The sequence below is a fragment of the Streptomyces sp. NPDC015661 genome (genome assembly GCF_043077765.1).
In the GTDB taxonomy this organism is placed as follows: domain Bacteria; phylum Actinomycetota; class Actinomycetes; order Streptomycetales; family Streptomycetaceae; genus Streptomyces.
In genome coordinates this window covers 12016-37573 of the sequence record NZ_JBIBST010000026.1, presented here as the reverse complement: position 1 = coordinate 37573, position 25558 = coordinate 12016, and the positions used below count along the sequence as shown (strand labels likewise).

The 25558-nt window shown below is 72.8% G+C and carries 19 protein-coding genes; 9 read left to right on the top strand and 10 right to left on the bottom strand.

The annotated features are described in order from the left end of the window. A partial coding sequence (locus ACF07V_RS38655; RefSeq protein WP_132919430.1) for an acyl-CoA dehydrogenase family protein occupies positions 1–95 on the top strand: 95 nt, incomplete at its 5' end. A gap of 56 nt (positions 96–151) precedes the next feature. On the opposite strand, the gene ACF07V_RS38650 is transcribed toward ACF07V_RS38655, so the two are convergent. Both ACF07V_RS38650 and ACF07V_RS38645 read right to left on the bottom strand, forming a co-directional pair. Next, positions 152–460, bottom strand: coding sequence for a putative quinol monooxygenase (locus ACF07V_RS38650; RefSeq protein ID WP_392160871.1), 309 nt, complete (start codon positions 458–460; stop codon positions 152–154). Positions 461–515: 55 nt separating this feature from the next. Beyond that, entirely contained in the window at positions 516–1724 is a 1209-nt protein-coding gene (locus ACF07V_RS38645; protein ID WP_392160870.1) for an LCP family protein, read from the bottom strand. A 169-nt stretch (positions 1725–1893) separates the two neighbouring features. Here ACF07V_RS38645 and ACF07V_RS38640 point away from each other — a divergent pair, with 169 nt between their 5' ends. Next, positions 1894–2439 carry an acyl-CoA thioesterase gene (locus ACF07V_RS38640; protein WP_392160868.1) on the top strand — a complete coding sequence of 182 codons (546 nt, stop codon included), beginning with the start codon at positions 1894–1896 and terminating at the stop codon, positions 2437–2439. A gap of 276 nt (positions 2440–2715) precedes the next feature. Here the strand turns inward: ACF07V_RS38640 and ACF07V_RS38635 are convergent, their stop codons facing one another. Next, positions 2716–4092: an LCP family protein gene (locus ACF07V_RS38635; protein WP_392160866.1), complete on the bottom strand. Its 1377-nt coding sequence runs from the start codon at positions 4090–4092 to the stop codon at positions 2716–2718. 211 nt (positions 4093–4303) lie between these two features. On the opposite strand from ACF07V_RS38635, the gene ACF07V_RS38630 reads away from it, so the two are divergent. Beyond that, positions 4304–5341 carry a glycosyltransferase family 2 protein gene (locus tag ACF07V_RS38630; RefSeq protein ID WP_392160864.1) on the top strand — a complete coding sequence of 346 codons (1038 nt, stop codon included), beginning with the start codon at positions 4304–4306 and terminating at the stop codon, positions 5339–5341. A 73-nt stretch (positions 5342–5414) separates the two neighbouring features. Here the strand turns inward: ACF07V_RS38630 and ACF07V_RS38625 are convergent, their stop codons facing one another. The 4 genes from ACF07V_RS38625 to ACF07V_RS38610 all read right to left on the bottom strand — a co-directional run bounded on the left by ACF07V_RS38625 (position 5415) and on the right by ACF07V_RS38610 (position 11280). Beyond that, a complete protein-coding gene (locus tag ACF07V_RS38625) occupies positions 5415–7166 on the bottom strand; it encodes an LCP family protein (RefSeq protein WP_392160862.1) in 1752 nt (583 codons plus the stop codon). Positions 7167–7216: 50 nt separating this feature from the next. After that, positions 7217–8944 carry an LCP family protein gene (locus tag ACF07V_RS38620; protein WP_392160860.1) on the bottom strand — a complete coding sequence of 576 codons (1728 nt, stop codon included), beginning with the start codon at positions 8942–8944 and terminating at the stop codon, positions 7217–7219. A 231-nt stretch (positions 8945–9175) separates the two neighbouring features. Then, positions 9176–10381, bottom strand: a complete 1206-nt coding sequence (locus tag ACF07V_RS38615; protein WP_392160858.1) for an LCP family protein — start codon at positions 10379–10381, stop codon at positions 9176–9178. A 146-nt stretch (positions 10382–10527) separates the two neighbouring features. Further along, on the bottom strand, positions 10528–11280 hold the full coding sequence (locus tag ACF07V_RS38610; protein WP_392160856.1) for a TIGR03089 family protein: 753 nt from the start codon (positions 11278–11280) through the stop codon (positions 10528–10530). Positions 11281–11417: 137 nt separating this feature from the next. Here ACF07V_RS38610 and ACF07V_RS38605 point away from each other — a divergent pair, with 137 nt between their 5' ends. The 3 genes from ACF07V_RS38605 to ACF07V_RS38595 all read left to right on the top strand — a co-directional run bounded on the left by ACF07V_RS38605 (position 11418) and on the right by ACF07V_RS38595 (position 15826). Continuing rightward, a complete protein-coding gene (locus tag ACF07V_RS38605; RefSeq protein WP_392160854.1) occupies positions 11418–13043 on the top strand; it encodes a peptidoglycan recognition protein in 1626 nt (541 codons plus the stop codon). Between the two features lie 116 nt (positions 13044–13159). Continuing rightward, on the top strand, positions 13160–14242 hold the full coding sequence (locus ACF07V_RS38600; protein WP_392160852.1) for a sugar phosphate nucleotidyltransferase: 1083 nt from the start codon (positions 13160–13162) through the stop codon (positions 14240–14242). A 636-nt stretch (positions 14243–14878) separates the two neighbouring features. Continuing rightward, entirely contained in the window at positions 14879–15826 is a 948-nt protein-coding gene (locus tag ACF07V_RS38595; protein ID WP_392160850.1) for a DNA-3-methyladenine glycosylase family protein, read from the top strand. A gap of 7 nt (positions 15827–15833) precedes the next feature. Here ACF07V_RS38595 and ACF07V_RS38590 read toward each other — a convergent pair whose 3' ends face one another. The 3 genes from ACF07V_RS38590 to ACF07V_RS38580 all read right to left on the bottom strand — a co-directional run bounded on the left by ACF07V_RS38590 (position 15834) and on the right by ACF07V_RS38580 (position 18770). After that, a complete protein-coding gene (locus tag ACF07V_RS38590) occupies positions 15834–17171 on the bottom strand; it encodes a coenzyme F420-0:L-glutamate ligase (RefSeq protein WP_392160873.1) in 1338 nt (445 codons plus the stop codon). 101 nt (positions 17172–17272) lie between these two features. Further along, on the bottom strand, positions 17273–18229 hold the full coding sequence (gene cofD, locus ACF07V_RS38585; protein ID WP_392160849.1) for a 2-phospho-L-lactate transferase: 957 nt from the start codon (positions 18227–18229) through the stop codon (positions 17273–17275). Positions 18230–18242: 13 nt separating this feature from the next. Beyond that, a complete protein-coding gene (locus ACF07V_RS38580) occupies positions 18243–18770 on the bottom strand; it encodes a cysteine dioxygenase (protein WP_392160847.1) in 528 nt (175 codons plus the stop codon). Positions 18771–19423: 653 nt separating this feature from the next. On the opposite strand from ACF07V_RS38580, the gene ACF07V_RS38575 reads away from it, so the two are divergent. From ACF07V_RS38575 to ACF07V_RS38565, 3 genes are all read left to right on the top strand, one after another. Next, positions 19424–19687 carry a WhiB family transcriptional regulator gene (locus ACF07V_RS38575; RefSeq protein ID WP_015033978.1) on the top strand — a complete coding sequence of 88 codons (264 nt, stop codon included), beginning with the start codon at positions 19424–19426 and terminating at the stop codon, positions 19685–19687. Between the two features lie 556 nt (positions 19688–20243). After that, positions 20244–23960: a glycosyltransferase family 2 protein gene (locus ACF07V_RS38570; RefSeq protein WP_392160845.1), complete on the top strand. Its 3717-nt coding sequence runs from the start codon at positions 20244–20246 to the stop codon at positions 23958–23960. After that, positions 23957–25483, top strand: a complete 1527-nt coding sequence (locus ACF07V_RS38565) for a DUF5719 family protein (protein ID WP_392160843.1) — start codon at positions 23957–23959, stop codon at positions 25481–25483. The genes ACF07V_RS38570 and ACF07V_RS38565 overlap by 4 nt, the downstream gene beginning before the upstream one ends. The last annotated feature ends 75 nt before the right edge of the window (positions 25484–25558 follow it).

Genomic DNA, 25558 nt, shown 5'->3' with positions numbered 1-25558 from the left:
CCGTCGAGCGCATGATGCGCGACGCCAAGATCACCCAGATCTACGAGGGCACCAACCAGGTCCAGCGCATCGTCATGGCCCGCAACCTCCCGTAAGGCGCGCGCGTACGCCCGACGGAAAGAGGCACCCCCGGCCGGGGGTGCCTCTCGCGCTATATGTCCACGGCCAGTTCGTAGCCGCCGGCCCGCATCTCGTCGCACAGGCCCTTGCAGGCGCCGAAGTGCTCCCCGAACTCGGGCTTCTGTTTCCAGGCGCTCAGGGAATCCGGGTCGCTCCAGGACGCGAAGGAGATGAAGTGCCGGGGTTCGCCCGAGTCACGGAGGAGACGGGCGAACCGGAAGCCGTCGTTGTCCTTCTTCGTCCAGGTCAGGAAGGCCGTCCACCGTTCGATGAACTCGTCTTCCTTTCCCTCGGAGACCCGCCAGTCACCGGAGGCCCAGAACTTGCTGTCCTCTGCCATGGCACACCGCCTCGCCGGGAAAGCCCCTCTTCCAGGCTAGGCGGCTACCCGCGGGTCAGCGGTCCGAGGTGACCGTGACCGGCTCGTCGTTCTTGATCTGCTCGACGAGCTGCTTCACCTTCGGCATGTCCCACTTGAGGGAGTTCTGCGGCGCGGAGCCCGCGAGCGGCATGTTCATGGACTTGCCGTCACCGCCACTGATGCCCTTCATCGCGAAGAACATCTTGCCGAGGTCGTACAGGGACATGTCCTTGTCCACGATCAGCGTGTCCAGACCGGCGCCGAGCGTCGGGTACAGCGCGAACGGGTTGAGGATCGTGCCCGGCGTCGCCGCCTGGTTCGCGAGGGCGGAGAGGAACTTCTGCTGGTTCTTCGTCCGCTGGAGGTCCGACTGGGCGAAGGCGTACCGGGTGCGGACGAAGGCCAGGGCCTGCTCGCCGTTGAGGGTCTGCGTGCCGGCCTGGAAGTCGGCGCCGGACTTCTTGTCCTTGAAGCCCTTGTCGATGTTCAGCTCGACGCCGCCGAGCGCGTCCACGATGTTCGCGAAGCCGGCGAAGCCGATCTCCGCGTAGTGGTCGATGTGCAGGCCGGTGTTGTACTCGACGGTCCGCACGAGCAGCTCGGGGCCGTCCATCGCGTAGGCCGCGTTCAGCTTGGAGCCGCCGCGGGCCGGGTACGACTTGCCCGACTCGGAGCCGACGAAGTTCGGGATCGTCACCCAGGAGTCACGGGGCAGCGAGACCATCGTGTTCCCGCTGGAGCAGGCCGCGAGGATCATCATCGAGTCGGTCCGCTTGCCCTCGGCGGAGCCGGTGTGGAGCTTCTTCTTCTCCTCGGCGGACATGCCCTCACGGCTGTCGGAGCCGACGATCAGATACGTCGTGCAGTCGCCCTCCGCCGGCCGCTCGATGACCTTGGAGAGATCGACCTCGTTCCGCATCTTCGACGAGGCCCAGGCGTACGTGCCGACGCCCCAGCCGACGATCGCCACGACCAGCACGATCGAGCCGACCTTGATGCGCTTCCGCCAGTCCGGCGCGGGACGCCCGGGCCCGGAGGGCGCGTACTGCGGAGGAACGCCGCCCCGGCCACCACTGCCGTGGTTCTGGGGGCCGCCGCCGTACACCTGGCCGGAGCTGTAACCGGAGTCGTACCCCTGGTTCTGCGCCTGGGTGAAGTTCGGGTCGTAACCCTGGCCCTGGCCGTAGCCCTGCTGGGGACGCGGCGGCTGCTGCGGAACCTGCGGGCGCTGCACATGGCTCATCCGTCGGGGTCCCTGGGGCTCATCGGGCCAGTCATTCATACGGACCAGTGTGCCGGGAGGCCCTTTCCGGGCGACAGCCCGGGTGGAAGATCGGACCGCTGCTGTTGCCAAGCTGATGCAAAGCGGACCCGACGGGGACGCGGGGCGGACCCGGCATAAGGTGGAGGACATGACAGACCAGGGCGATACCCCGGACAGCCTGCCGGGCAAGCCGACCTCCGCGTCCCGCACCACCCTCAGCCACATCATGACCAGCCACGACACCAACCTCCTCGGCACGGTGCACGGCGGCGTGATCATGAAGCTGGTCGACGACGCGGCGGGCGCCGTCGCGGGCCGGCACTCGGGCGGCCCCGCGGTCACGGCCTCCATGGACGAGATGGCCTTCCTGGAGCCGGTACGGGTCGGGGACCTGCTGCATGTGAAGGCCCAGGTCAACTGGACCGGCCGGTCCTCGATGGAGGTCGGCGTACGGGTCATGGCCGAGCGCTGGAACGAGTCCACGCCCGCCACCCAGGTCGGCTCCGCCTACCTCGTCTTCGCGGCCGTCGACGCGGAGGGCAAGCCCCGCCCCGTCCCCCAGGTCATCCCGGAAACGGAACAGGACAAGCGGCGCAACCAGGAAGCCCAGATCCGCCGCACGCACCGGCTGGCCCGCCGCCAGGCCATCAAGGAACTCCGCGAACGCCGAGCAGCCGAGGGCTACGAAGACTGACGCCCTCCCCCGTTGTGGGCACGGCTCCCGCCGACGCGGCACCCACCCACCCCCGTTGTGGGCAGGCGTTCCGCAAGGGGCGGAACGGGTGGGCACAACGGACCCGCGCCCTGCCGGCGCCAGAGGCTCCCGCGCCCTGACCCGCACCGCGTTGTGCGCCGCCGCTGGGGTGCGGGTCCAGACGCGGAACGCGGAGGCGCCGCTAAGGGCGCCGTCCCGTGTGCCCACCCGTCCCGCCCCGGCGGGACGCATGCCCACACGGGGGCGGGATCAGGGTCACGGGCAAACGACCTGGTCCCCCGTCACCGCCTCGAACGACGCCCCCGACGCCTCCGCCCGAACCCCCCGCACCCCCTTGTAGTCACCCCCCACCGTGACCCGCAGCGTCCCGCCCCGCCCCGCGACCGCCCGCAGCTCAGCCCCCGGCAGGGCCGCCGCGAGGGACTTCGCCGAGCGGTCCCACCGCGGGTCGTACTCGACGACCGTCCGCGCCCGTTCCTTCCCGGCCCCGGTCATCGGCGTGCGGGTGGTGTCGAAGCCGGTCGCGCGCAGGGCGTCGTCCACCTTGCGGCCGAGCCCGTCGGTCCGGGTCCCGTTGTAGACCTGGACGCGGATCGTCCGCGGCGGCACGTCCACGACGACCGCCTTGGGCGCCTTCCCGGAGGTCTCCGCCCGGGGCGCGGCGGCGAGCGGCCGGTCGTCCCGCAGCGACTGGAACAGCTTCTGCGCCTTCGCCGCGTCCCACTTCACCGTCGAGCCGATGCCCTTCACGGGGAAGCTCATGTCGCCGATCGGCACGGACACGAACTCCGACGAGGCCGGGGTGAAGCCGTGCATCGCCTTGGCGAGGGCGAGCAGCTGATCCGTACCGAAGTCCTCGTCGGCCCGTACGGAGCCGAGCAAGGTCGTCGCGACCTCACGGAACCGCACCGGGTTGAGGAGCACCCCGCCGTTCGTCATCCGGTCGATCAGCGCCGCGAGGAACCGCTGCTGCCGCTGCATGCGGCCGAGGTCGGCGGCCCCGTCGATGTGCCGGGAGCGCACGTACTGCAGGGCCTGCCCGCCGTCCAGCTCATGGGTGCCGGGAGCCAGGTCGAGCCCGGTGTACGAGTCCTTGAGGGGCCGCTTCGTACAGATCTGCACCCCGCCGACCGCGTCCACGGTCCGCATGAAGCTGGTGAAGTCGACCTCCAGGTAGTGGTCGATCTTGACGCCGGTCATGGACTCGACGGTCCGCACGGTCAGACCGGGCCCGCCCTCGGCGTAGGCGGCGTTCAGCTTCACCGGGTGCGCCCGGTGCTTCCTGCCGCTGTTCAAGTCGGTGTGCTCGGGCATCTCCGCGTACGAGTCGCGGGGCAGGCTGACGACGCTCGCCCGCTCCCGGTCCTCGGAGACGTGGACGAGCATGACGGTGTCGGTGCAGTGACAGGGCGCCCCGCCGAGCCGGTACTTCTGCTTCTCCTCGGGAGTGATGCGGTCCCGCCCGTCCGTGCCCACGACCAGCACGTTCATCCCGTGGCCCGCCTGCGGCCGGTTCTTCATGTCCTTGAAGGGGTCGACCCGGGTGATCCCGGTGTCCAGGCCGGTCACCACGGCGTGCCCGACCCCGCCGGCCGCGAGGACCGCCACGGAGAGCGCCGTCGCCATCCGCATCCCCCACCGGGGCCGCCTCCGCCTCCGGCGGACCGGTACGCGACGGGCGGCGGGCCGGGGACGGGGCGTGCGGGGCGGTGTGGGCACGGACGGACACCTCCGCGGTGGGACATAGGAACCGTGAGCACGGTAGGCCCATACGATCAGCGCAAGGGCGCACCACCCGCCGGGCGCGCACCGCTGTCCCCCGTTCGCGGTAACGTGGCCGGCGATGAACGCCACGCCCCCCGTCTCCGTGATCATGCCGGTCCTCAACGAGGAGCGGTATCTGCGCACCTCGGTTCGTCACATCCTCGAGCAGGAGTACGACGGGGAGATGGAGGTGGTGATCGCCCTCGGTCCGTCCACGGACCGTACGGACGAGATCGCCGCCGAGCTCGTCCGCGAGACCGCCTCGGGCAGGCGCCGCGTCGTCACCGTGCCGAACCCGACCGGCCGCACCCCCGCCGCGCTCAACGCGGCGATCCAGGCCTCCCGCCACCCGATCGTGGTGCGTGTGGACGGCCACGGCATGCTCTCGCCGAACTACATCGCCACCGCGGTCCGGCTCCTGGAGGAGACCGGCGCGCAGAACGTCGGCGGTGTGATGCACGCCGAGGGCGAGAACGCGTGGGAGGACGCGGTCGCGGCCGCGATGACCTCGAAGATCGGCGTGGGCAGCGCCGCCTTCCACACGGGCGGCGAGGCCGGCCCGGCGGAGACGGTCTACCTGGGCGTCTTCCGGCGCGAGGCGCTGGAGCGGCAGGGCGGGTACAACGTGGAGTTCATCCGCGCCCAGGACTGGGAGCTGAACTTCCGCATCCGTGAGGCGGGTGGCCTGATCTGGTTCTCGCCTGAGCTCCGCGTGCAGTACCGCCCGCGGCCCTCGGTGAAGGCGCTGGCGAAGCAGTACAAGGACTACGGCCGCTGGCGGCACGTGGTGGCCCGCTACCACCAGGGCTCGATCAACCTGCGCTACCTGGCGCCGCCGGTCGCCGTCTGCGCGATCGCCGCGGGCCTGGTGGCGGGCGCGGTCCTCACCCCGCTGGGCTTCGTGATCCCGGCGGGCTACCTGGCCGCGATCACCGCGGGCTCGCTCCCGGCGGGCAAGGGCCTCTCCCTGAAGGCCCGCCTCCAGATCCCGGTGGCCCTGGCGACGATGCACATGTCCTGGGGCTACGGCTTCCTGACCAGCCCCCGCTCCCTCGCGAACAAGGTCATCGCGAGCCGCCGCCCGGCGGTGCGGGCGGGCGAGCCCGAGACGGTCTGATCCCCTCCGCACGCGTGACGGCCGGGCCCCCTTCCGGGGACCCGGCCGTCATGCCGTTCGGCGGGGGAGCGGGTCAGCTCTTCCCGTCCCACTGGTAGGGCGGATAGATGTACATGCAGCCCTTGTCGTCGCCCCGGAGGACTTCAGCGCCGTCCGGGATGTCACCGGCCTCGGCGGCAGGCTTCTTGTAGACGGCGCCCTCGCGCCAGTCGGCGCCGACGGTGAGCGTGAGGCCCTGGGCCTTCGCGTCGGCCCGGACGGCCGAGTCGGGCAGCCCGAGCGCCTTGGCCACGGACTGGGCGTTCGCCTTGCCCTGGTCTCCGTCCGCCTTCGGGTAGGTGACCACGGTGTCCTTGCGGCTCGCCCCCTCCTTGGAGGACTCGGCCTGCGTGAAGCCCTTGCCCCGGAGGATCTCGGTGACCGCGCCGGCGCGGCCCTCGGCGGCGGGCTCCTCGTCACTGCCGGTGCCGTTGACGACGGTCACGGCGAGCGAGCCGGGCGCCTCGGCGGTGGCCTTCGGCTTGGCGGAGGCGGTCGCCTTCGGCTTCGCGTCGGCCGGATTGCCGTTCTTGTCGAAGGCGACGTCGTCGCGGAGCATCGCGAACATCTTCTCGGCCGACGACTTGACCAGCACGTTCTTGTTCTTGTCCTGCGACCACTCGGCCGTCGGGATGTTCACCGTGGTGAGGCGGTCCAGCTTCACGTTCTTGAGCTGCATCGACAGGTCGAAGAGCCCCTTGACCGACTTGATCTCGTCGGAGACCTGGAGCGCGCTGGTGGCGGTCTCGGCCAGGCCCATCAGGCGGCCGGTGTCGGTCCAGGCGTTCTGCTTCTGGAGCTTCTCGACCATGCCGTTCATGTACATGTGCTGGGCCTTGGCCCGCATCTGGTCGCTGCCGAACGCGTGCCGGGTCCGGAGCCACTGGAGCGCCTGCTTGCCCTTGACCTCGCTGGTGCCCGCGGGCAGCTTCAGGCCGGAGCCGCCGGGCTGTGCCCGCGTCGGGTGGTCGCTGACACCGGTGGGCTTCACGCAGACCGGGACGCCGCCGACCTCGTCGGCCATGGCCACGACACCGGCGAAGTCGACCACGATCCAGTGGTCGATGTAGACCCCGGTGAGGGTCTCCCAGGTGGTGAGGGTGCAGCCGGGGCCGCCGCGTCCCAGCGTCTCGTTGATCGGCTGATTGGCCGTGGCCGGGAAGGTCTCCTTGCCATCCTCGCTCTTGCACTCGGGGATGGGCACGATGGTGTCGCGCGGGATGGAGGTCACCGAGGCGTTCTTCCGGTCCGCCGAGAGGTGCAGGAGCATCTGCACGTCCGCCAGCGGCTTGTTGTCCCGGAGGTCCTTGCCGCCGCCCAGGGCCACGTTCTTGGCGTCGGCCCGGCTGTCGGAGCCGATCAGCAGGATGTTCAGCGGGGTGTCGCCCAGTGCGTTCGGCGCGGCCTTCTTCACGCCGCTGTCGCCGCCCGCACGGCTGCCGCCGCGGATGTTGTCGTTCAGGTGCTTGTAGTACAGGAATCCGGCGCCGGCCGTGCCAAGTATCAGCACCGAAAGGGTGATCGCCACCCAGCGCAGCACCTTGCGTTTGCCGGTCTTCTTGGCGCGGCGGCGCGCGGCGGCGCGTCCGCTCGGGCCGGTGCCGGCCCCGCCACCACGCCGACGCGAGGCGCGGCCCGACGCGGGCGCGTCGGCGTCCTCCTCGGAGCCATCGCCCCCCGCCCCGGTCGCCTCGCCGGCGCCGTACAGGTCGTCGTCCCAGCCCAGTTCACGGGCGCGTGGAACGCGTTTCCGCGTTCCCTCCCCACGCACGCTGTTCTGTCCCACCCCAGGTCCCCTCGTCGGTCAGAAGAACGTCAAGTCTCGGTGTTTCCGGGTCACTTGGCGCAAATCTGCTTGTCAGCTTCCACCTTCACCAGGTCCTTCGGCGCCTTTGCCGGTCCAGTGATGGGCACCCCCGCGCCCTTGAAGTCGGCGCCGAGGACGAGCGTCATGGGCTCGCGCTCCCCGGCGTTCTGCGTGCCCGGCTTGAGGGCCGTGGCCGGCAGACCCATCAGGTCCGCGAGCTTGCGGGCCTGATCGGCCTGGTTCGGTGCGTACTCGAGCGTGGTCTTCGCCGCCTTCTCGGGGGCGTTGCTCTTGTTGGTGGAGCGGTTCACGCCCTCGTCGTTCTGCAGCCAGTTGATGGTCGACTGGGCCGCGCCCCGGATGCCGCTGCCGTTGTAGACGTCGACGCGCACCTCGGCGGCGGTGGACCGCGTGCCCTTGAGGAGCGCGGCCTGTGCGTTCTTGGCGTCCTGCTGCTGCTTCTTCACCTCGGTGAGCGAGGTGTCGGACTGGAGCATCGCGAACAGCTGCGGTGCCTTGGTCGGGTCGGGGACGACCGTCGCCCTGATCTTCTCGGCGGGGTTGTCGATGACCGGGACGGTCGTGAACGCGATGTTCTTGGTGTCGATCGAGGACAGCTCGCCGGCCAGGCCCTGGAGCTTGGTCAGGTCGCCTATGCCGGAGTCGACGGTGAGGGCGCTCGTCGCCGCGTTGGCGAGGTCGAGGAGCTTGGCCGGGTCCGTCAGCGTGTCGTCCGACTTCATCTGGCGGATCATCGAACTCAGGAACTGCTGCTGGACCTTGATGCGGTCGAGGTCGCTCTCGTTGCCGAAGCTGTGCCGGGTGCGGACGAAGGCGAGGGCCTGCTCGCCCTGGATGACCGACTCGCCGGCGGGCAGCTTCAGATGGGACTTCGGGTCGTTGACGGCCTTCTCGACGCAGACCTTCACGCCGCCGACCGCGGTGGTCATCTCCTTGACGGCGTTGAAGTCCGCCATCATGAAGTGGTCGACCGTCACGCCCGTCAGTTCCTCGACCGTCCGCATGACGCAGCCCGGGTCGCGGCCGTTCTGTCCGAGGCTCACGTTGAAGCGGACGTCGGACTCGCCGGGGATCGTCTTGATGGTCCCGTCGGTCTGGCGCGTCTGGCAGTCGGGGATGTCCGTCTTCATGTCACGCGGGATGGACACCGCCGTGGCGTTCGTCCGGTCCTTGGAGACGTGGAAGAGGATCGTGGTGTCGGCGTGGCCGGGGCTGTTCTTGTCGCCGTAGCCCGCGTTGCCCTCGCCGGTCCGCTTGTCGGTGCCGATGACCAGGATGTTGAAGGCCTTGCCCTTGGCGAAACCGGCGTTGTTGTTCTTGCCGACGACCTCGACGACGTCGAGGTTGCCGTTGAGCTTGTTGTAGATCGCGTACGCACCGGCCGCGCCGCCCACGAGCAGGAACGCCATCGTGCCGCCGGTCCACAGCAGGACCTTCTTCTTGCGGCTCGCGCCCTGTTTGCGTTTGCGGCGGCTCTGCGCCGGGATCTGGCCGCCGCCGGGCTCCTCGGGGGCCCTGCGGCGGCGCTGGCCGGGTACGGGCGCCTCGGGCGGCGTGGAGGCGGGCGCCGACGTGGGCGCGGCGGAGGCGGATCTGCGGGGGCGGGACGGGGACTGCGGCCGCGACTGCCCAGCGGAGCGGTCCAGTCGCAGTTCGTAGTTGCCCGTCTGCGGGTTGAGAACCCACTGGTCGGCGGGGTCGATCTCGTCCGCCCGTCCACGGCTGTGCGCGTCCACGGTTACTCGAGTCCTCCGTCGGTGCCACGCGAGGCGCCTCCCCCACAGGGCGCCGCTCTCTCGGTCGTTCGATCCTTGGTGAGTGCGACCACGCGGTCGGGGTGCACCGGATCGCGTCACACTATCCGCCCAGTTCAGCGTGGGGCGACGTCCGTGACAAATTCCACGCCCCTTACAACCGGGCAATTTGCCCAAACCTCATCGCTGACCGCGCTCCCCTTGGGGCGCGCTTTACTCACACACCCCTTCCGCAGCGTTCCGTCCCGTGAAGGTCGGCGTCGCGGAGGGCACCGGCGAGTCCGCGTCGTCCGGCTTCCCGTCCTTCTTCTCGTTGTCGGGTGTCACCAGTACGGGCTCGTCCTCGCGCAGCTGCTTGAACAGGTCGCTCGCCGCGGGCTGTACGAGTTCGTCCCGGTTCGCGTCGTATCGGTAGGACCGGCGCGGGACGGTGAGGAACTGCACCTTCTCGGTCGGGATGGACCGCATGTCCCGCGCGAGGTCGTACAGGTCCCGCAGCGAGTCGAGCCCCGGGTCCGTGGTGATCGCCTTCGTGGCCGCGTCCAGGACCGGGTAGAGCTTGGTCGGGTTGAGCAGCACCCCGTCGCTCTGCACCTTGTTGACGAGGGCGCCGAGGAACTGCTGCTGGCGGTCCATGCGTTCCGTGTCGCTGCCGTTGCCGATCGACTTGCGGGCCCGTACGAAGCCGAGCGCCTGCTCGCCGTGGAGCGTCTGGCGGCCCGCCGGCAGCTTCAGCTTCGCGTCCGGGTCGTTCACGGGCTCCTTGAGGCAGACCTCCACCCCGTCGACGGCGTCCACCATCTTCTTGAAGCCCCGGAAGTCGATCACCATGTGGTGGTCGATCCGGATCCCGGTCAGCTTCTCGACGGTACGGATCGTGCACGCCGTACCGCCGAACTCGAAGGCCCAGTTGAACTGCGCGAACTGCTGCCGGGTCCGGGTCCCGTCCTTCTTGCGGCAGCTCGGGATCGTCACCATCAGGTCCCGGGGGAGCGAGACGGCGGTCGCGCTCGACTTCCCCGCCGCGAGGTGCAGCAGGATCGTCGTGTCGGAGCGCTGGGTGCCCTTGTCCTTGCCGTACTTGCGGTTGCCCTCGCCGGCCCGGGTGTCCGAGCCGATGAGCAGGATGTTCCGGGCGGCCGAGGTGCCCGCCGGCGGGCGCTCCTTCTCGTACCTCTCCAGCTCGGAGGCGGCGGTGGTGTCCGTGGTGATGTTGTCGTCGAGCTTCCGGTAGAAGAACCAGCCGACCCCGGCGGCGGCCAGCACGACGACCGCGCAACCGAGGGCGGTCCAGCGCAGCCAGTGGCGCCGGCGCGGCTCCTCGTCCCCCGTGGCCGGGGGGTCCGGGTCGGCGGGCGTGCCTGCACGGTCCGTCACGTCAGGGTCCGTCCTTCGAGGCGTCGGCGGTGCGCCGGGCATCCACCGATCACTGAAGGAGACGGCCGAACCCGACGCATGGTTGTGCGGAAGGAGTCGACTCCCCCTCGCCGATCATGTACCGGAGGCGGCGCCAGAACCCGGGGACTCGGCGTGTTTATGGGCCGAACGAGTCTGGCTCGTAGGACTCAGAGAGCGGTGTGCGTCACGCGCTCGCTCTCCACCCGCTTCTCCAGTGACTCGGGTGCGAGCTGGTGCACGTTCCGGCACAGGACGACCGAGGCGCCGGCCGCGAGCGGGGCGTACAGGCCGGACGAGAGGCCCTCCCAGTCCTCGTAGCCGAGTCCGGAGAGGAGCCGGGAGCCGGGAGCGAGACCGAGTGCCGCGGCATCGGTGCGGGCCTGCTCGACGAGCTGGGCGCCGGTTCGTTCCGTACCGTCGACGACGAGCGCCGGAGCCTCCGGATCGACCGGTACGAACGGGGCGAACCGGTCGCCCTGGCTCGGCACCTCCACCGCGTAGTCCGCGTATCCGGCGGGCGCGGCCGGGAAGCGCCGGCCCAGCGGAGCCAGGGAGAGCGCGATCCGCTCCCCGGAGCAGGCGAGGCCCGCCTCCAGGGTGTCCGGCCCCGCGACCACGACGTCCGCGTCCGCCGGGTCGCCGCCGATCTCCGCGGTCACACCCACGGACGAGCAGGCGAGCAGCCACACGGCGCTCTGCCAGTGCGCGGGCAGCAGCAGCGCGAGCCGGTCGCCGGGCCCGGCGGACAGTTCGCCCTGGAGCAGGTTCGCCGTCTTGGCCACCCAATTGGCGAAGGTGGCGACGGACAATTCCACGCGCTCACCGGTGGCGTCGTCGTAGAAGGTGACCAAGGGGCGGGCGGGGTCCGCGGCGAGCGCGGATCGCAGCAGGTCGGCAGGGGTGCGGTCGCTGGCGTTCACGCCCGACAGCGTACGCGCGCGCGTACGTCGGGGTCGGCCGTACCGGTGACGGCGTCCTCCGGTCGGACCGACGGCCCGTCAGTTTCCGGGCCGGTTCCCGGCGCGCGGAACGGCCCGGCGATCCGCACGATCGGCCCATGCGTGCCTCACTCGCCTCCTCGATCGCCGTCACCTGCGCGGCGGTACTCGCCCTGCCGGTCTCCCTCACCGCGCCGGCGGCGGCCTCGGCGCCACCCGCGGCCGCCTCCGCCCTGCCACCCGCGCCCGAACTCCCGGGCTCCACCCAGTCGCTGCCGCTCGAACCGCTCGGTGCCGCCACGCGGTCCCTGGTCGGCGGGGCGACCGGCTCGGGCGAGCAGGGGCTCACCCGACGCGACGTCAGGCCCTTCTCGCTCGTCGGTGTCGTCTGGGACGACCCGGCGGCCCCGCTGCACGGCACCGTCCAGGTCCGCACCCGCGCCACCGGCGGCGGCGCCTGGTCGGAGTGGCAGGACGTGGAGACCCACAACGAGGAGCACGGTGCCGACCCGGGCACCGCCGAGGGCTCCGCCCGTGCGCTCCGCGGCTCCACGGCCCCGCTGTGGGTGGGCGACTCGGACGGCGTGGAGATTCGCGTACGGGGGGAGGAACCGCTCCCGGCGGGCCTCCGGCTCGAACTGGTGGACCCGGGCGAGGCCCCGAGTGAGGCCCCGGGCGAGGCCCCGGGGCAGGACCCGGCCGCCGAGCCCGAGGCCCCCGCCCCCCACACCCGGAGCGCGAGGATCCCGGCCGGCCCGGTCGGCCTGAGCGCGGCGGAGGCGGCGGCGAGCGCGGTGAACGCCCAGCTCGCCCCGTACGGCGCGGCGTGGATCCCGGCCCTCTCGAAGGAGGAGACCGAACTCGCGGCCCGGAGCATGCCGCAACAGGAAGCGGCGCAGGCCGCGGAGGCGGCGGAAGCGGCAGGGACGGGCCAGGCGGCAGAAGCGGGCCAGACGTCAGGGACGGGCCAGGCGGCAGAAGCGGTCCAGACGTCAGGGACGGGCCAGGCAGCAGAAGCGGGCCAGACGTCAGAGACGGGCCAGACAGCAGAAGCGGTCCAAGGAGCCCAGCCCGCCCAGGCCGCCCAGCCCGCCCCGTTCGCCCAGGCCGCTCGGGGTGCCCTCGCGGCGAAGCCGTACATCGGCCCCCGCCCCAAGATCATCACCCGTAAGGGCTGGGGTGCGGACGAGAGCATCCGCGAGAAGGGCTTCGTCTACACGAAGACCATCAAGGCGGCCTTCGTCCACCACAGCGCCACCGGCAACAACTACACCTGCAAGCAGGCCCCCTCCGTCCTGCGCAGCATCTACCGCTACCACGTGAAGAGCAGCGGCTGGCGGGACTTCGGCTACAACTTCGCCGTCGACAAGTGCGGAAACATCTACGAGGGCCGGGCCGGCGGTGTCGCCAAGCCGGTCATGGGCGCGCACACCCTCGGCTTCAACACCAACAGCATGGGCATCGCCGTCCTCGGCACCTTCAGCAAGAGCAACCCGCCCGCCGCCGTCGTGACCGCCGTCGCGCGTCTGACGGCCTGGAAGCTCGGGCTGCACGGGGTGAATCCGAAGGGCACGTCGACCCTGATCTCAGGTGGCGGAAACCTGTACAAGAAGGGCACGACGGTGCGGTTCAACGCCATCGCCGGACACCGCGACGGATTCGCCACGGAATGTCCCGGCGGACGCCTGTACGGCAAGCTCGGCACGGCCCGTGCGACCTCGGCGAAGTACCAGGGAAGGCCCTGATGGGGTCGCGGATGCGGTCAGGGAGGCAACCATCTGCATAAACTGACCGGTCATATCGCACGGACGACCGAGACGGGCGAGCTGACCGGCCCCGAACAGGAAGCAGAGACGACAAGGTGACAGAAGCGATCCTCCTGGTCGGTGGCAAGGGCACACGGCTGCGACCCCTCACGGTCAACACGCCCAAGCCCATGGTCCCGGCGGCGGGCGTCCCCTTCCTGACGCATCAGCTGGCCCGGGCCCGCGCCGCGGGCGTCGAGCACATCGTGCTCGCCACCTCCTACCTGGCCGAGGTCTTCGAGCCGCACTTCGGTGACGGCTCGTCCCTCGGCCTGAGCCTGGAGTACGTCACCGAGGAGGAGCCCCTCGGCACCGGCGGCGCGATACGCAACGTCGCCTCGCGGCTGCACTCGGGCCCCGACGAGCCGGTCCTCATCTTCAACGGGGACATCCTCACGGGCCTGGACATCCAGGCCCTCGTCGCGACCCACTCCTCCTCCGGCGCGGACGTCTCGCTCCACCTGACCCGGGTCGAGGACCCGCGCGCCTTCGGCCTGGTCCCCACGGACGGCACGGGCCGCGTCACGGCCTTCCTGGAGAAGCCGCAGACGCCGGAGGAGATCGTCACGGACCAGATCAACGCGGGCGCGTACGTCTTCAAGCGCTCGGTCATCGACTCGATCCCCACGGGTCGCCCGGTCTCCGTCGAGCGCGAGACGTTCCCGGAGCTCCTCTCCGCCGGGGCGCACCTCCAGGGCATGGTCGACTCCACGTACTGGCTGGACCTCGGCACCCCGCAGGCCTTCGTCCGCGGCTCCGCCGACCTGGTCCTGGGCCGCGCGCCCTCCCCGGCCGTCCCGGGCCGCTGCGGCGACCGCCTGGTCCTGCCGTCGGCGCGCGTCGCCCCGGACGCGAAGCTGACCGGCGGCACGGTCGTCGGCTCGGACGCGGTGGTGGGCGAAGGGGCCCGCGTAACGGGCTCGACGCTCCTCGCGGGCGCGATCGTCGAACCGGGCGCGGTGATCACGGACTCCCTGATCGGCGCGGGGGCGCGTATCGGCGCGCGTACGGTCGTCAGCGGGGCGGTCGTCGGCGACGGGGCGCAGGTGGGCCCGGACAACGAACTCCGCGAGGGCGTCCGGGTCTGGTGCAACACGACCCTCCCGGCCGGCGCAGTCCGCTTCTCCTCGGACCAGTAGCACGCCGCCGCCCCGTTGTGGCCCTCCGCTCCACGGGGACGGCCCCCGCCCACGCTCCGTTGTGGGCGCTGGTCCCGCCGGGGCGGTGCCCACCCGCCGCCCCCGTTGTGGGCGCCGGTCCCGCCGGGTCGGTGCCCCCCGCCGCCACCCGTTGTGGGCGCCGGTCCGGGGCGGTGCCCACCCACCCGCCCCCGTTGTGGGCAGGCGTTCCGCAAGGGGCGATGGGGGTCCCCCTGCTCGAGCGGAGCCGAGAGCTTGGGGGAGGGTGGGCACAACGGACCCGCGCCTTGCCGGCGCCAGAGGCTCCCGCGCCTGAACCCGCACCCGCAGGTACGGCGCACAAGTGGTGCGGGTCCAGGCGCGGAACGCGGAGGCGCCGCTGAGGGCGCCGTCCCGTGTGCCCACCCGTCCCGCCCCAGCGGGACGATTGCCCACACGGCGGGTGGGCGCCGTCCGGGCGGGTGGGCCCCGCCCAGCGGGACGATTGCCCACACGGCGGGTGGGCCGGGGCACCGCCCCGCCGGGCGCGGGTGCACACGGGCGGGGGCGGGCCCACGCGGGCGCGGCCCACACAAGCGGGGGCCCGGGTCCTCGCGGCGGGCGTGGGCGAAGGCCCGCACGGCTACGCTCGTACCCATGGCCGGCCGCTTCGCACCCAAACCCACCCGCACCACCACGCGCGGCGGCCACATCCCCCTCCCCGTCACAGATGACGCCGCCCCCCTGGACCTCGGCCTCACCCTCGGCCCCCTCCGCCGCGGCCCCGCCGACCCCACCTTCCGGGTGACCCCGGACGGCTCGGTCTGGCGGGCCAGCCGCACCCCGGACGGCCCTGGCACGCTCCGTGTCACCGTCGGGGAGGCGGAGGCCTGGGGCCCGGGAGCGGGCTGGCTCCTGGACCGTCTGCCGGCCCTCCTGGGCGCCGAGGACGATCCCGCCGCCTTCGTGCCCCGCCACAAGCTGATCCTGGCGACCCACCGCCGCCGCCCGGGCCTGCGCCTGACCCGTACGGGACTGGTCCTGGAGTCCCTGATCCCGTCGGTCCTGGAGCAGAAGGTCACGACGAACGAGGCCTACGGGTCCTGGCGGGCGCTCGTGCGGAAGTACGGCGAGCCGGCCCCGGGCCCGGCCCCGGACGGCCTGTACGTGATGCCGGACGCGCGCGCGTGGACGCAGATCCCGTCCTGGGAGTGGCACCGGGCGAACGTGGACGGCAAGCGCGCCGCCACGATCGTCCGCGCGGCGCGGGTCGCGGCCCGCCTGGAGGAGGCCGCGCACATGGACGGCCCGGCGGCCCGCAAGCGCCTGGAGCTGGTCCCGGGCATCGGCCCCTGGACGAGCGCCGAGACGATCCAGCGCAGCAACGGCGCCCCGGACGAGGTCACCACCGGCGACCTGCACCTGCCCGGCATCGTCGGCTGGGCGCTCGCGGGCGACCGTACGACGGACGACGAGGCGATGCTGGAGCTCCTGGCCCCGTACGCGGGCCAGCGCCACCGTGCGGCCCGCCTGATCCTCCTCAGCGGCCGCGTACCGCCCCGCAGGGCCCCGCGCATGACCCCGAACGACATCACGCGCCTCTAGAAGGACCTCACCGCACCGCGACGAACTCCGAAGCGAGCCGCGCCGGGCGTTCCTTCGGCGGGGCCGCCGGGTGGCCGATCGCGACCGCGCCCATCGGGTCCCAGTCGTCCGGCAGCCCGAGGACGTCCCGTACGACGTCCCGGCAGAACATCGTCGAGGACACCCAGGCCGAGCCGAGCCGCTCGCCGGCGAGGGCGACCAGGAAGTTCTGCACGCCCGCGCCCGTCGCGACCACGAACATCTCGCGCTCGGCGGCGTCCCGGCGCGGGTCGCCGTAGTGGTGGGAGCCGTCCATGACGAGGCAGGGCACCGCGAGGTAGGGCGCGTTGCGCAGGACGTCCCCGCGCCGGACCCGCTTCGCGACGGACTCCTCGGACTTGCCGTCCCGCCTCAGGTCCGCGATCCAGGCGTCCCGCATCGCGTCGAGCAGCCGCGTCCGCGACTCCGCCGACTCCAGGAGCACGAACCGCCACGGCGTGGTGTGGTGCGGCGCCGGGGCCGTCACGGCGGCGGCGACCGCGCGCCGGACCGCGCCCGGGTCGACCGGCTCGTCGGTGAACTCCCGTACGGTCCGCCGCAGCGTCACCGCCTCCCGTACGGCCTCCGAGGTCCCGAGCCGGAACATGTCGTCGGCGGCGACGCGCACCAGCGCCCGCGCGCCCTCCTCGCCGTCGTCGCCCACCACGTGGGGCAGTCCGCGCACGACGGCGACGGGAAGCCCGGCCGCCTTGCCCTTCACCAGGTCACCGGCGGCGGCGAGTTCGTCGGCGGTGGCGACCACGGTCGCGCTCAGCGGATTGCCGTGGGCGTCGGTCCCACCGCGCAGGTCGTCGAGGACCCGCACTCCGGCCGCCCCGATCGCCACGTCGGTGAGCCCGGTGCGCCAGGGCCGCCCGAAGGTGTCCGTGACGACGACGCCCACGTCGACCCCGAGCGCCTCGCGCAGCCCCGAACGGATGCGCCGCGCCGAGGCGTCGGGGTCCTGGGGCAGCAACAGCACCGTCCCGGAAGGGGTGTTGGAGGCGTCGACCCCGGCGGCGGCCATGACGAGCCCCTGCCGGTTCTCGATGATGCGGAGCGTGCCGCGCCGCGCCACCACCCGTACCGTCTCGGCGTCGATGGCCTCCTCGCGGTCGTCGGCCGCGACGATCCGTCCCTCGGCCTTGCTGACGATCTTGGAGGTGACGAGCAGGACGTCCCCGTCGACGAGTTCCGGGGACACGGAGGCGATCAGCTTGGCGAGATCGTCACCGGCGGCCACCTCGGGCAGCCCGGCCACGGCCCACACGCGGTACGCGGGTATGGACGGGCCTCCCCCGGAGCCGACCGCCCCGGACCCGCCCACGGCGCCGCCCGAGCCGTCCGAGGCGCCGGAGCCGTCCGAGGCGCCCGAGGCGCCCGAGCCGTCCGAGGCGTCCGGGGACACCGGGCCGACACCCGCGCCCGTCACCCCCGCACCTCCTCGGCCAGCGCCAGCGCCTCGCGCGCCATCGCGGCCGTCGCGTCCACGTCGGTCATCATCAGCGGCACCGCGCGGCACGCGATGCCCGCCGCCTCGACCTCCGCGACCGCGCCCGCGTCCACGGTGTCCACGAGCCAGCCGCCGACGAGTTCGGCGCCGTAGTGCAGGGCCACCGCCGCCGCAGTGGACTCCACGCCCACGGCCGCCAGGACCTTGTCGGCCATGCCGCGCACGGGGGCGTCGCCGACGATGGGGGAGAGGCCCACGACCGGCGCGCCGGCCGCGACGACCGCCTCGCGGATCCCGGGCACGGCCAGGATCGTCCCGACGCTCACCACCGGGTTGGACGGCGGGAAGAGGATGACGTCCGCCTCGGCGATGGCCTCCAGGACGCCCGGCGCGGGCTTCGCGGCCTCGGCGCCGACCGCCACGACGGCCTTCGCGTCGACGGAGGCGCGCAGCTTCACCCAGTACTCCTGGAAGTGCACGGCGCGCTGCTCGCCGTCGACCTCGATCGCCACGTGCGTCTCGACGCGGTCGTCGGACATGGGGAGGAGGCGGACGCCAGGCTGCCAGCGGGCGCACAGCGCCTCGGTGACGGCGCTCAGCGGGTAGCCCGCGCCGAGCATCTGCGTACGGACGATGTGGGTGGCGAAGTCCCGGTCGCCGAGGCCGAACCACTCGGGTCCGACCCCGTACGCCGCGAGCTCCTCCTTGACGGTGAAGGACTCGTCCGTACGTCCCCAGCCCTGCTCCTCGTTGATGCCACCGCCGAGGGTGTACATCACCGTGTCCAGGTCGGGGCAGACCTTCAGCCCGAAGAGATGGATGTCGTCACCGGTGTTGCCGATGACCGTGATCTCCGCGTCCGGCGCGGCCTGCTTGAGGCCGCGAAGGAAACGGGCACCACCGATGCCGCCGGCCAGAACCACAATGCGCATGCACAGCAGTCTGTCAGGCGTGGACAACCCCCGGGGCTGCCGGGGCTGCCGGGGCTGCCGGGGCGCACTGCGCCTGGAGCGACTCGTGCATCGGCATCTCGGTGAGGCCGGGGAAGTAGACGTGCAGGCTGACGGCCGGTTCGAGGGAGTCGTTGACGACCTCGTGGACGTACCCCGGCGCGAAGACGCGCTGCGCGCCGCCGTCGAGCCTCCGGGCGCCCCGGTCCGTACGCTCCGTCAGCTCGCCCTCCAGGACGGTCAGCACGCCGGAGGAGAGGCCGTGGTCGTGGAGGCCGCTGCCCTGGCCGGGCACCCAGGAGAGCAGCCACACCTCGTAGCCGGGTCCGGTGCGCAGACGGTGGTACCAGCGGGTGGTGGCGTCGTACTCGACGTACGGGGCCCACTGGGAGCGGTCCTCGGCGATGGAGCGCGCGAGGCCGGCGAACTCGGCCACGGTGACGGGGTGGGCGCGCTCGGGCTGGAGCAGGTGCGGGACTTCGAGGATGTCGCCGGCGATCTGAAGGTCGCTGTCCATGTTCATGGGATGGGGAGGTTCCTCAGCAGAAACAGAAGCGGTGGGGGTCACGGAAGAGAGGTGACACGGGTGACGCAGGGTGACGCTGGGAGAAGAAGCTGGAGCTCTACGGCATCAACAGCTGGGACAGCAACAGCAACAGCGCGCCTGGACAGCGCGGCGGAACCCACGGCTGTGGGTCGCGGAGGGCGCTGTGGTCGCTGGCATGCCGTCCAAGGTGGCCGGAGGGGCACCCGACTGTCAACTCAATGCCCGATTTGGGGGTAATGTTTCACCTCATCCGGTTACAGTCCCCGGAGAAAGGTTTGTTCAGGCGCGGACCAGGAGAGATGGCGCTTCGACCGCGCCCTTAAACGTGGCCGGACGTGATCGGACTGTGATCCAGATCGCATCCGTGACTGGATCGCAACAAGATCCAAGTCCTGAACGTCCTCCCCTGTGAAGACGTCGCGGCGTGGTCGAGCCAGCGGCATGTGTCACGTTTTTTGGCGATTTGAACACTTTCCGCATAGGGTTGGTTCCGCAGAGTGAATACGGGGCCCAATAGCAGATCTCGGCTTGACTCGCACAGAGCACGAACTTGTAATTTCACTCGTGTCGTTCGGCCGGGTTCGCCCCGGCAACATCACGGGGACGCACAGAACAGACGAGGGGCGCACATGACCGAGTTGTTCCAGGAACTGCTGGTCGAGGACGCGGACGAGGAACTCGGCTGGCAGGAGCGCGCGCTGTGCGCCCAGACCGATCCCGAGTCCTTCTTCCCCGAGAAGGGCGGCTCGACCCGCGAGGCCAAGAAGGTCTGCCTCGCCTGCGAGGTCCGCTCCGAGTGCCTCGAATACGCCCTGCAGAACGACGAACGGTTCGGGATCTGGGGCGGCCTCTCCGAGCGCGAGCGACGCCGCCTGAAGAAGGCCGCCGTCTGAACCGCGCGAAGCCTGCCGGGCCCCGCGCGCCCCGGCGCGCACACCAGGACATGACGAACGGTCCGCCCCCTGTGCACCATCCACAGGCGGCGGACCGTTCTGCGTGTCCGGGGGCGAAGCGTCGTGACCGGGGGCCGAGCGCCGTGTCCTGGGGCCAGGCGTCGCGGGCAGGTGGGCCAAGTGTCGCCGGGCGAGCGTCGCCGGGCAGGCAGGTGGGCCAAGCGTCGCCGGGCGGGCAGGTGGGCCAAGCGTCGCCGGGCAGGCAGGTGGGCCAAGCGTCGCCGGGCGGGCGGGTGGGGCAAACGTCGCGGGCGGATGGGCCAGCCGTCGCGGGAGGGTGGGCCGTGCGACCGGTACGGAACCGCCCCCCCCCGCTCCGCCCACAGCCGGCGGCCGTTCCACGTGACCCGCACGCTGTGTCCCGTTACGGAGGCGTCCCGCACGGTCTGTCCACAGGGCGGCGGACCGCTCCGCGTGCAGCCGTTAGTGTGGGCCTCCGTCCGAGACGCTCCCCACGCCCCCCGCGGGCGACCCCGGCCGGAGGGCCCGTAGCTCGATGTCCTCAACTCCTGAGTTTCCGCGACACGTCGTCACCGCCGTGCTCGTCACCCACGACGGCGCCCGCTGGCTGCCCGACGCACTCGCCGGGCTGCTTGCCCAGGAGCGCCCCGTGCAGGCCGTGGTGGCGGCCGACACCGGCAGCGCCGACGACTCGGCGCAGCTCGTCGCCGACGCCATCGGCGCCGACCGGGTCCTGCACCTCGCGCGCCGCACCGGCTTCGGCGCCGCCGTCGAGGAGGCCGCCCGCACCGCGCCCCTGCTCGGACCCGAGGACCTGCCCTACCTGAAGCGCCCCAGCGGCTGGGACCCCGTCAGCCGCACCTGGAACGACGAGGCGTACGACCTCCCCGAACTCCCGCACGGCGAACCGGTCCAGTGGCTCTGGCTCCTCCACGACGACTGCGCCCCCGAGCCCGGCGCCCTCGCCGAACTCCTGCGCGTCGCCGAGTCCGACGCGGACGCCGCCGTCATCGGCCCCAAGCTGCGCGGCTGGTACGACAGGAAGCAGCTCCTCGAAGCCGGCGTCAGCATCGCCCGCAGCGGCCGCCGCTGGACCGGGCTCGACCGCCGCGAGCAGGACCAGGGCCAGCACGACCAGGTCCGCTCCGTCCTCTCCGTCTCCACCGCCGGCATGCTCGTCCGCCGCGACGTCTTCGAGGCCCTCGGCGGCTTCGACCGGCGCCTGCCCCTGATGCGCGACGACGTCGACCTGTGCTGGCGCGCGCACTCCGCAGGCTTCCACGTCCTCGTCGCCCCCGACGCCGTCCTGCGGCACGCCGAGGCCTCCGCCCGCGAGCGCCGCACCGTCGACTGCGCCGGTCGCACCGCCGCCAACCCGCACCGCGTCGACAAGGCCGGTGCCGTCCACACCCTCCTCGCCAACGCCCGCGGCCCGGCCCTCCCGTACGTCCTCGTACGGCTCGTCCTCAGCACCCTGCTCCGCACCCTCGCCTACCTCGTCGGCAAGGCACCGGGGCAGGCGGTCGACGAGGTCATGGGCCTGCTCGCGACCCTGCTGCGGCCCGAGAAGATCCTCGCCGCCCGCAAGCGCCGCAGGAACCCGGCCGTCCCCAACAGCGAGTTCCGCTCCCTCTTCCCGCCGCCCGGCGCCACCGTCCGCGCCACCGTCGAGCAGCTGGCCTCCCACTTCGGCGGATCCGAGGCCGACACCGGCGGCTCCCGACACGGCGTCGTCGAGTCCGGGCCCGGCGGCGACGACGCCGACTACCTGGAGATCGAGCAGTTCGCCCGGCTCAAGAAGATCGCCCGCAAGCCGGGACCGGTCCTCTTCGCCCTGCTCCTCCTCGTCTCCCTCGTCGCCTGCCGCAACCTCTTCGCCGGCGGCTCGCTGGCGGGCGGCGCCCTGCTGCCCGCCCCCGACACCGTCTCCGGCCTCTGGTCGCGGTACGCCGACGCCTGGCACGCCATCGGCACCGGCGGCACCCAGACCGCACCGCCCTACCTCGCCGTCCTGGCCGCGCTCTCCGCGCTGTTCCTCGGCTCCACCTCCACCGCGCTGACCCTGCTGCTCGTCTGCTCGGTCCCGCTCGGCGGCTTCACCGCGTACTTCGCCGCCCGCGGCATCGTCGAGTCCCGGCTCCTGCGCGCCTGGGGCGCCATCGCGTACGCCTTCCTGCCGGCCGCCACCGGTGCCCTCGCCGCCGGCCGGCTCGGCACCGCCGTCCTCGCGATCCTGCTCCCGCTGATCGCCCGCGCCGCCGTCGCCGCCCACGGCTTCAACCGGCCCGACCGCGGCAGCTGGCGCGCCACCTGGGCGTACGCCTTCCTGCTGACCTTCGCGATGGCGTTCACCCCGGTCGTCTGGCCGCTCGCCGTCCTCCTCGGCCTCGGCGTGCTCGCCGTCCGCCGCTCCGACCTCACCGCGTACGCGCTGCGCTTCCTCGCCGCCGTCGGCACCCCGCTGCTCGTCCTCGCGCCCTGGTCGCTCACCCTGCTCACCGACCCCGGCTCCCTCCTGCGCGAGGCCGGCCTCGACGTCCGTACGGGCACGGCGACCGCGCTCGACCTGCTCGGCACCAGCCCCGGCGGCCCCGGCACCACCGGCGGCCTGCTCCTGATCGGCCTCGTCCTCGCGGGCCTGGCCGGACTGCTCCGCGAGGAGCGGCAGCTCGCCGTCCGTACGGCCTGGGCCGCCGCCCTCGCCGGACTCCTCTTCGCCGTCCTCACCAACGGCGCGGGCGGCACCGGCTGGGCCGGACCCGCCACCCTCGTCTACGGCGCCGCCCTCATCGCCGCCGGCATGATCGGCGCCGAGGGCGGCCGCACCCGCGTCGCCGCCCACGGCTTCGGCTGGCGCCAGCCCGTCGCCGCCCTCATCGCCCTCGCCTGCGCCCTCGGCCCCGCCGTCGCCGCCGCCGGCTGGATGATCGGCGGCGCCGACGGCCCGCTGACCCGCCGCGACCCGGTCCAGGTCCCGGCCTTCGTCGCCGAGGAGAGCGGCACCCGCGACCAGCCCCGCACCCTCGTCCTCGGCGCGGGCGCACCCGGCGAGGTCGCCTACACCCTGGTCCGCGGCTCCGGCGCCCGCCTCGGCGACGCCGAACTCACCGCGACCGCCGAGGCCGACCCGCGCCTCGACTCGGTCGTCGCCCACCTCGTCGCCGGCTCCGGCGCCGACCAGACCCAGGAGCTCAGCGGCTACGCCATCCGGTACGTCCTGGTACGGGACGGGGCACCGCGCCAGATGAGCCGCGTCCTCGACTCCACGCCCGGCCTCAGCCGCCTCAGCCAGCTCGACGGCAGCGCGCTCTGGCGCGTCGACCGCGAGATCGCCCGCCTCATGATCGTCCCGCCCGCGGCCAAGGCCACGGCGGAGGACGGCGCCAAGGACGAGACCGCCAAGCCGGTCGCCGTCGCCGCCGGCCCCGTCGAGGCCCACACCCGGGTCCCGGCCGGCCCCGCCGGCCGCGTCCTGCGGCTCGCCGACCGCGCCGACGAGGGCTGGACCGCCACCCTCGACGGCAAGGAACTGACCCGGACCACCGTCGACGGCTGGGCCCAGGGCTTCGAGCTCCCCGCCCAGGGCGGCCGCCTCGACCTCACGTACGACGAGCCGCTCGCCCACACCGCGTGGATCTGGGCCCAGGCCGGCCTCGCCGTCGTCCTGCTCGTCCTCGCCCTGCCCGGGCGGCGCCGCGAGATCGACGACGACCTGCCGGAGGAGGAGCTCGCGATCCCCGCCCAGGCGACCGAGGGCGACGGCCGCCGCGCCCGCCGCCTGCGCGCCGCCGCGGAAGCCGAGGCGGCCGCGGAGGCCGCGTCCGGCACCCCCGACGCCCCCGACGCCCCCGACACCTTCGACGCCTTCGGCACCGCGCAGGGCGCGCCGGCCCCGATCCCGGAGCAGCAGTCCTACGAGCCCCAGGGCCAGGACCAGGAAGGGGCCGGCGGCTACGACCCGGCCTACGTGCAGGCCCCGGCGCAGCCGGGGACCCAGCCGTACGCCGACCAGGGCTACTACCAGGACTACGCGGCCGACCCGTACCAGCAGCAGCCGTACGCGTACCCGCAGCAGGGCTACGAGCAGCAGCCGTACCCGGAGCAGGGCTACGACCAGCCGCAGCAGTACGACCCGCAGCAGCCGCAGCAGCAGTACGACCAGCAGCAGTACGACCCGTACGGCGGCTACGGCTACGGATACCCCCAGGGCCACGAGACCGAGCAGCGTCCCGACGGGAGCAGCAACCAGTGAAGCGCACGACCCTCTCCCTGATCGCGGGCGCCACGGCCCTCGCCGCCGTCACCGGCTTCGCGGCCCTCACCGCCCCGGACGGCACCGCCGTCGCCGAGGCGAAGGCCACCACCCGCCTGCCGGTGGAGCGCGCGGGCCTCGTCTGCCCGGTGCCCAGCACCTCCGAGGTGGCCGAGACGCGCTACACCTCGTACACCCCGCCGGGTACGGGCTCCGCCGCCGCGGGCTCCGGCAAGGCCGAACCGCCCACGGCGCTGCTCCGGACCGCCGCGAGCCCGACCGCCGTGGGCGGGACCGGCAAGACCGGCAAGAAGCCCCGGGCCCCGAAGGCCCCGGCGACGGTCACCGCCCCCGGCAAGCCCGTCACCGCCCAGGCGGACGGCGGCTCCGTGCCCGCCCTCACCGGCGCCGCGACCGGCACCCTGGCCCCCGGCTGGACCGTCCAGCAGACCACCGTCGTCCCGGCGGGCGGCGCGCGCGGCCTCCTCGGCCTCGGCTGCGGCGCCCCCGACACCGACTTCTGGTTCCCGGCGGCCTCCACCGACAAGGACCGCCAGGACTACGTCCACCTCACCAACCCGGACGACTCGGCCGCCGTCGCCGACATCGAGCTGTACGGCCCCGAGGGCGTCCTCAAGACCCAGTTCACCGAGGGCATCCCGGTCCCCGCCCGCTCCACCGTTCCGGTGCTCCTGTCGACCCTCACGAGCGAGGCCGGCCGGAAGGACGTCACCGTCCACGTCACCACCCGCAGCGGTCGCGTCGGCGCTGCCGTGGCCGCCGCCGACGACAAGCTCGGCAGCGACTGGATCGCCCCGGCCGCCGACCCGGCGAGCAGCGCCGTGCTCCCCGGCATCCCGGCCGACGCCACCGCGGTGCGGCTCGTGGCCTTCGCCCCCGGTGACGACGACGCCGACCTCAAGGTCCAGCTGGTCACCGCGAGCGGCACGATCGTCCCGGCGGGCGCGGACTCGCTCCACGTGAAGTCCGGGATGACGGCCGCCGTCGACCTGCCGAACCTCACCCGGGGCGCGGTGGGCTCCCTGCTGCTGACCCCGAGCGACCCGAAGAAGCCGACGCCGGTGGTGGCGGCCCTCCAGGTCGTGCGCGGCAAGGGCGAGAACACCGAGATCGCGTTCATCCCGGCGACCGCGGCCGTCTCGGCGCGGGCGACGGTCGCCGACAACCGCGCGAAGGTCTCGACGCTCTCCCTGACCGCCCCCGGCGCGGATGCCCAGGTCAAGGTCACGGCCTCGGCCGGCTCCGAGGGGGGTACGCCGATGTCGAAGACCGTCACGGTGAAGGGGGGCACGACGACGGTCCTCGCCGACCTCGTCCCGGAGGGCCTCAAGGGCACCTACGCGCTGACGGTCGAACCGGTATCGGGCGGCAAGGTGCACGCGGCCCGGACACTCGCCCTTTCGGAGGACGGCGTCCCGATGTTCACGATCCAGACCTTCGTGGACGACCGGGGCACGGTGGAGGTCCCGTCAGCCCACCAGGACCTGGGGGTCCTGGACTGAGCGGACGGCGCCCGTTGCAGGGCCCAGGCTCCCGCGCCTGAACCCGCACCGGGCGCAGGGCGCCCGAGGTGGCGC

Excerpts from the sequence above, each read along its gene's own strand:
- ACF07V_RS38650 (WP_392160871.1), bottom strand. The coding sequence starts at position 460 with ATGGCAGAGGACAGCAAGTTCTGGGCCTCCGGTGACTGGCGGGTCTCC.
- ACF07V_RS38645 (WP_392160870.1), bottom strand. The coding sequence starts at position 1,724 with ATGAGCCATGTGCAGCGCCCGCAGGTTCCGCAGCAGCCGCCGCGTCCC.
- ACF07V_RS38640 (WP_392160868.1), top strand. The coding sequence starts at position 1,894 with ATGACAGACCAGGGCGATACCCCGGACAGCCTGCCGGGCAAGCCGACC.
- ACF07V_RS38635 (WP_392160866.1), bottom strand. The coding sequence starts at position 4,092 with ATGCGGATGGCGACGGCGCTCTCCGTGGCGGTCCTCGCGGCCGGCGGG.
- ACF07V_RS38630 (WP_392160864.1), top strand. The coding sequence starts at position 4,304 with ATGAACGCCACGCCCCCCGTCTCCGTGATCATGCCGGTCCTCAACGAG.
- ACF07V_RS38615 (WP_392160858.1), bottom strand. The coding sequence starts at position 10,381 with ATGCCCGGCGCACCGCCGACGCCTCGAAGGACGGACCCTGACGTGACG.
- ACF07V_RS38605 (WP_392160854.1), top strand. The coding sequence starts at position 11,418 with ATGCGTGCCTCACTCGCCTCCTCGATCGCCGTCACCTGCGCGGCGGTA.
- ACF07V_RS38595 (WP_392160850.1), top strand. The coding sequence starts at position 14,879 with ATGGCCGGCCGCTTCGCACCCAAACCCACCCGCACCACCACGCGCGGC.
- cofD (WP_392160849.1), bottom strand. The coding sequence starts at position 18,229 with ATGCGCATTGTGGTTCTGGCCGGCGGCATCGGTGGTGCCCGTTTCCTT.
- ACF07V_RS38580 (WP_392160847.1), bottom strand. The coding sequence starts at position 18,770 with ATGAACATGGACAGCGACCTTCAGATCGCCGGCGACATCCTCGAAGTC.
- ACF07V_RS38575 (WP_015033978.1), top strand. The coding sequence starts at position 19,424 with ATGACCGAGTTGTTCCAGGAACTGCTGGTCGAGGACGCGGACGAGGAA.
- ACF07V_RS38570 (WP_392160845.1), top strand. The coding sequence starts at position 20,244 with ATGTCCTCAACTCCTGAGTTTCCGCGACACGTCGTCACCGCCGTGCTC.